Here is a 5,238-nt window from a genome sequence, read left to right on the forward strand (position 1 = left end):
CAATGCCGCGGAGGAAACACCCGTACCCATTCCGAACACGAAGGTTAAGCTCCGCAGGGCCGATGGTACTGCACTAATGCGGTGTGGGAGAGTAGGTCGTTGCCGGATAGTATGGCCCCTTGGTCAAGCGGTTAAGACACCACCCTTTCACGGTGGTAACAGGGGTTCGAGTCCCCTAGGGGTCACCACCATGCGGGTGTAGCTCAATGGTAGAGTCCCAGCCTTCCAAGCTGGTTGTGTGGGTTCGATTCCCATCACCCGCTCCATAAGAAGCCTTAGAGAAAAATCTCTAAGGCTTCTTTCATTAATAAATGCCATGAGTAAAACCCATGGCATATTAGGAATGTGATACTAACCAAATAAAATTTTATCGCTTAGAATATCTTTAGATTGAATGTTTTCAAAATATCTTAAAAGCTTATTTATACTTAAATTTTTCTTTTCTTCATCTCTAAAATCCATAACTATTCTTCCTTCGTGAAGCATTAATAATCTATTACCCATTTTAATAGCATGATTTAAATTATGACTAACCATAATAGTAGTTATTTTGTTTCGCATAACAATATTATTTGTAATTTCTATTATTCTTTCAGAAGTTTTAGGATCAAGTGCAGCTATATGCTCATCTAAAAGTAAAAGCTTTGGATTAGACATTACTGCCATAACAAGAGATAATACTTGGCGCTGTCCCCCAGATAACAAACCTACCTTTGTATATAATTTGTTTTCAAGCCCTAAATTTATTTCTGATAATATCTCTTTAAATTTTACTATATTATTTTTATCAATACAGAAAGTAAGATTATATTTTTTACCTTTGTTATATGCCAAAGACATATTTTCTAATATAGTCATGTTTGGAGCTACTCCCATAGATGGGTTTTGAAAAACCCTACCAATATACTTGGTTCTTTTATATTCTTCAATAGTAGTAACATCTTCTCCATTTAAGAATATTGAACCAGAGTCAGCTGAGATAGTACCAGATATAATATTTAATAAAGTTGATTTTCCAGCACCATTACTACCTATTATGGTTACAAAATCTCTATTCTTAATTTCTAAATCAAAATTGTTAAAAAGAATTGTTTCGTTTAGGGTACCCTTATTAAATCTTTTACAAAGTCCTTGAATCTTTAACAAAGCGAGCACCTCCAAAACAACATATTTTTATGGGTTTTAAATTTAATGTCTTGTTATTTAATGAAAGAGCCACAATAACAATCAATGTAGTAACTAATTTTAAATCTGTAGGGGAAAGACCAAGTAGCAGGGCAAATGTTATAGATGCTTTGTAAAATATCGAGCCCATTACAACCATAGTTGTTAAATCAATAAATTTAATATTTTTAAAAATTGATTCTCCTATTATGACGGCAGCAAGTCCCATTACCACTATACCAGAACCCATTCCTACATCTGAAAAGCCTTGATATTGAGATGTTATGGAACCAGATAGTGAAACTAAACCATTAGATAACATTAATCCTAAAATTTTTATTATATTTTTATTTAAACCTAATGATGTTACTAATTGCTCATTATCTCCTGCTGCTTTTAGAACATAACCTAATTTGGTTTTTAAAAATATATCCAACATAAATTTTATTGCAAACATAAATACAAAAGTAATAAGTAAGCTATTTATATTGTAAGAGAATATATTTTTTTGTCCCATTAAAGGGATATTTGGTTTAGTCATAATTCTAAGATTTATAGAATAAAGAGCCATCATTACTAAAATACCAGATAACAGATTATTTATTTTAAATTTTATATGCAAAATACCTGTCAAAAGTCCTCCAATACTTCCAAATAAAAAGGATATTAAGCAGGTTAAGAATGGATTTATTTTATTTACAATGCAAACTGCTGTAATAGAAGCACCTAAGGCAAATGTACCATCTACAGATAAATCAGGAAAATCAAGTATTTTATATGTTATATATACACCTAACGCTGCAATTGAAAATATAAGGCCTTGTTCAAAAATTCCAATTAATATAGACACTATTTGCTGCCCCCTATCTTTTCAGCTTTAGATAGTATATCATCAGGAACTTTTATATTTAGTTTTTTAATTGAATCGGTGTTTAGAACTAACTGCATTTCATTAAGTGTAGAAAGAGGGATATCACTTGGCTTTTTGCCTTCTATTACTTCTACAGCAATAAGTCCTGTTTGAAAACCTAATTTAAAGTAATCAATTCCTACTGTAGCAATAGCTCCAGCAGAAACATGTGATTTTTCTGATCCAATTACAGGTATATTTTTGCTCATACATTTTTCAACAATAATAGGCATAGATGATGCAACTAAATTGTCTGTAGGAGTGTATAGAACATCTACCTTTTCTAATAAAGTGTTTAATGCTGTAGTGGCTTCATTAACGCTTGTTATTCCAACAGGTACAATTTCAAGGTTGAAATTTGGTGCTATGTTTTTAGCTTCATTAATTTGTAATTCTGAATTGCTTTCGCTTGTATTGTATAAAATACCTACTTTCTTAGCATTGGGGATTAATTTTTTAAGTAACTCAAATTGGTTAGAAATAGGTACTGCATCAGATGTTCCTGTAACATTATTTCCTGAGTTTTGCATACTTTTTGCTAAACCAGATTTAACAGGGTCAGTTACTGCAGTTATTATTATAGGAATATCCTTTGTTGCATTTAAAGCAGATTGAGCAGAAGGGGTTGCTATTGCAAGTATTAAATCTTTATTCTGTGCAACAAAATTTTTAGCTATACTTTGAGTTGTTGCTATGTCTCCTTGAGCATTTTGGTAATCTATTTTTATATTTTTTCCATCTTCATATCCTTTAGATTTTAAAGCCTCAATAAACCCTTTTCTTGCATCATCTAGTGCAGGATGCTCTACAATCTGCGTTACACCAATTTGAAATACCTTTTTAGATTTGATAGAGTCAGTAGAATTGACTCCTTTAGAAGTTGCACATCCACATAGAATAGATGTGATTAAAAGACATGAGATTAAGATTGATTTTTTGTTTTTTCCTACCATACTACCATCCTCCTAAAATATTTATTATAAAATTAAAAATTCCTTCTTAGAAGGAATTTTATATACATAAAAAAGCCTGAAAGTTACACAAACTACAGATGTATTAAAATATTTCCTACCTAAGCTACCATACTACCATTTATGATACTATATACTATCGAATATAATAAATATGCTACCGTATCTACAAATAAATAAAACTTTAGAAAATTATAACTCTGTTTATATTTGTTGTCAATATATTTTTAATAGTCAATCAAAGGTTTTACTATTAATATATATCTGGTATAGAACGATGACCTAAACCAATAACTACTTCATTTAAGTGTAATAAACCTATACTCATAAATATGCATACACTTATATGTTCACCACATCTTGCTATACCAATTTTTCCACCAACATTAAATCCATTTGCCTTTTGATAAATTTGAAAAAGAGCTTCTCTTGTAGCACCAGCCACAGCTCCATCATGAACATGGTTATTTTCGTTTATTAATCCTTTTTTCTTAGAAGCAACTAAAGCTCTTTCTAGTATTTTTGGAACAGCAGTATTAATATTTCCTCCTATATCAATCGCTACAGTTAATATACCATTTTTTTTAAAACTCTCTTCTAAAATCTTTTCACTTTCTCTTGAGGATATAGCCATTTCTATAGAAGCTTTCGCAACATCAATACTACCTATGTTCATAATTATTACCTGCCTTTTTTCAAAAATCTTATAATTTAAAATACAATATAACATAAAAGACAATAATACTCAAGAATAAATTTGACATTGAAAAGCATCAACAATATATTAAAAACAAAAAGTTGTATTTATTAACATACACAACCAATGCAAAAATGTGGATTTATAATTTTTATGAAAGTTGTTGTTTTTAAAATTTTTTGTAGTATAATTACATAAGATACTTTTTGTGGAGTTGATTAATATAGATAATTGGGCAATAAAAAATTTCAGTAAAATTGAGGAGAATGAAGATGAGTAGAAGAATAAAAAAGTGGGGACTTGTACTTATTTGGATGGGAGTTATTTTTTTATTTTCAAGTCAAAATGGAGATAAGTCTAGTGAAAATAATAAATTTATAGTTTACATATTAAATACATTAGGAATAGATATTAATACTATATTAAGTGGTAATGCAGACTTTATAATTAGAAAGGCTGCACATTTTACAGAGTACTTTATATTGTATTTTTTATTATATAATGCATTAAAGGAAGATTTCTATTTTACTTCAAGCACTATATTTGCAATTATTATAACATTTTTATATGCTGTATCAGATGAATTTCATCAAAGTTTTGTTCCAGGAAGAGGTCCAGCATTTAGAGATGTATTAATTGATACATCAGGTGGTGTATTTTGTATGGTGGTTATATATTTAAGTAAAATTATTAGAAAGAGAAAATGAATATTTAAGTATATTTTAGGATAGGAAAACTAAAACCTATCCTTTTATTTTTAGATTAATATTAATACATTTAAAGTAGTTTAATCTATAGTGCTTAACATATATTTACAATATATACCAATCATGATTACCTTTTGGAATGAAGATAGTTTATACAAAAAAGGATTCAGTTAATATGGATATAGATAAAAAGATGTCGTATTTTACAGGATAAGGTTTATTAACATAGTATCAGGAAAAGAAATCATAGATAAAAATTTATGTATTAGAAACAACTAATCCTTGAGTATCATATATAAAAAAAGAGAGAAATATAAAGAAATAATAATAAAAAACAAATATAATTTAATATAATAACCATCTAGAAATATGAATAGTTGTTTATGTGATGATAATATATAAAAGTCGCTTGAAGCGAGCGACAGAAAAAATAAAAACACCGAAAAAAGGTGTTGACAAGATGAAAAAGACGTGATAGGATAAATAAGCGTCAACGGTCCTTGAAAACTGAACAGCGAGAGCGAACGTACCAAATAAGAAGNTAGGTTATAACATGAGAGTTTGATCCTGGCTCAGGACGAACGCTGGCGGCGTGCCTAACACATGCAAGTCGAGCGATATGGAGGTTGGATGTTAGAGGTTAGAGGTTTGAATAGAAGAAATTCCTACGGAATTTCAACAAGTATCCAACTTCTAATTTCCAACATCTAACCTCTATATAGCGGCGGACGGGTGAGTAACACGTGGGTAACCTGCCCTTGAGAGGGGGATAACAGGTCGAAAGGCCTG

Annotated in this window: 5 protein-coding genes, 2 tRNA genes and 2 rRNA genes; 5 read left to right on the top strand and 4 right to left on the bottom strand. The window is 30.1% G+C overall.

The genetic code is table 11. The features are described 5' to 3' along the window. The 3 genes from rrf to A3M9_RS0111955 all read left to right on the top strand — a co-directional run. Nucleotides 1–108: ribosomal RNA gene (rrf, locus tag A3M9_RS0111945) — 5S ribosomal RNA — on the top strand; the annotation flags it as partial. A 5-nt stretch (nucleotides 109–113) separates the two neighbouring features. Continuing rightward, nucleotides 114–188, top strand: a tRNA-Glu gene (locus tag A3M9_RS0111950). Between the two features lie 4 nt (nucleotides 189–192). Next, nucleotides 193–266 (top strand) — tRNA-Gly (locus tag A3M9_RS0111955). 85 nt (nucleotides 267–351) lie between these two features. Here A3M9_RS0111955 and A3M9_RS0111960 read toward each other — a convergent pair. The 4 genes from A3M9_RS0111960 to A3M9_RS0111975 all read right to left on the bottom strand — a co-directional run bounded on the left by A3M9_RS0111960 (nucleotide 352) and on the right by A3M9_RS0111975 (nucleotide 3,721). Continuing rightward, complete coding sequence (locus A3M9_RS0111960; protein WP_027309396.1) at nucleotides 352–1,146, bottom strand: ABC transporter ATP-binding protein; 795 nt, start codon at nucleotides 1,144–1,146, stop codon at nucleotides 352–354. Further along, nucleotides 1,121–2,014, bottom strand: a complete 894-nt coding sequence (locus tag A3M9_RS0111965; protein ID WP_027309397.1) for an ABC transporter permease — start codon at nucleotides 2,012–2,014, stop codon at nucleotides 1,121–1,123. The genes A3M9_RS0111960 and A3M9_RS0111965 overlap by 26 nt, the downstream gene beginning before the upstream one ends. Next, a complete protein-coding gene (locus A3M9_RS0111970; protein WP_027309398.1) occupies nucleotides 2,014–3,027 on the bottom strand; it encodes an ABC transporter substrate-binding protein in 1,014 nt (337 codons plus the stop codon). Before A3M9_RS0111970 ends, A3M9_RS0111965 begins: the two co-directional genes overlap by 1 nt. A gap of 271 nt (nucleotides 3,028–3,298) precedes the next feature. Further along, nucleotides 3,299–3,721, bottom strand: coding sequence for a HutP family protein (locus A3M9_RS0111975; protein ID WP_027309399.1), 423 nt, complete (start codon nucleotides 3,719–3,721; stop codon nucleotides 3,299–3,301). Nucleotides 3,722–4,014: 293 nt separating this feature from the next. On the opposite strand from A3M9_RS0111975, the gene A3M9_RS0111980 reads away from it, so the two are divergent. Together A3M9_RS0111980 and A3M9_RS0111985 are read left to right on the top strand one after the other, a co-directional pair. After that, a complete protein-coding gene (locus A3M9_RS0111980; RefSeq protein ID WP_051350731.1) occupies nucleotides 4,015–4,449 on the top strand; it encodes a VanZ family protein in 435 nt (144 codons plus the stop codon). Nucleotides 4,450–4,998: 549 nt separating this feature from the next. Further along, nucleotides 4,999–5,238, top strand: a 16S ribosomal RNA gene (locus tag A3M9_RS0111985); the annotation flags it as partial.

This window comes from Caloramator sp. ALD01 (assembly GCF_000472625.1).
In the GTDB taxonomy this organism is placed as follows: Bacteria; Bacillota; Clostridia; order Clostridiales; family Caloramatoraceae; genus Thermobrachium; species Thermobrachium proteoclasticum.

Excerpts from the sequence above, each read along its gene's own strand:
- A3M9_RS0111970 (WP_027309398.1), bottom strand. The coding sequence starts at position 3,027 with ATGGTAGGAAAAAACAAAAAATCAATCTTAATCTCATGTCTTTTAATC.
- A3M9_RS0111975 (WP_027309399.1), bottom strand. The coding sequence starts at position 3,721 with ATGAACATAGGTAGTATTGATGTTGCGAAAGCTTCTATAGAAATGGCT.
- A3M9_RS0111980 (WP_051350731.1), top strand. The coding sequence starts at position 4,015 with ATGAGTAGAAGAATAAAAAAGTGGGGACTTGTACTTATTTGGATGGGA.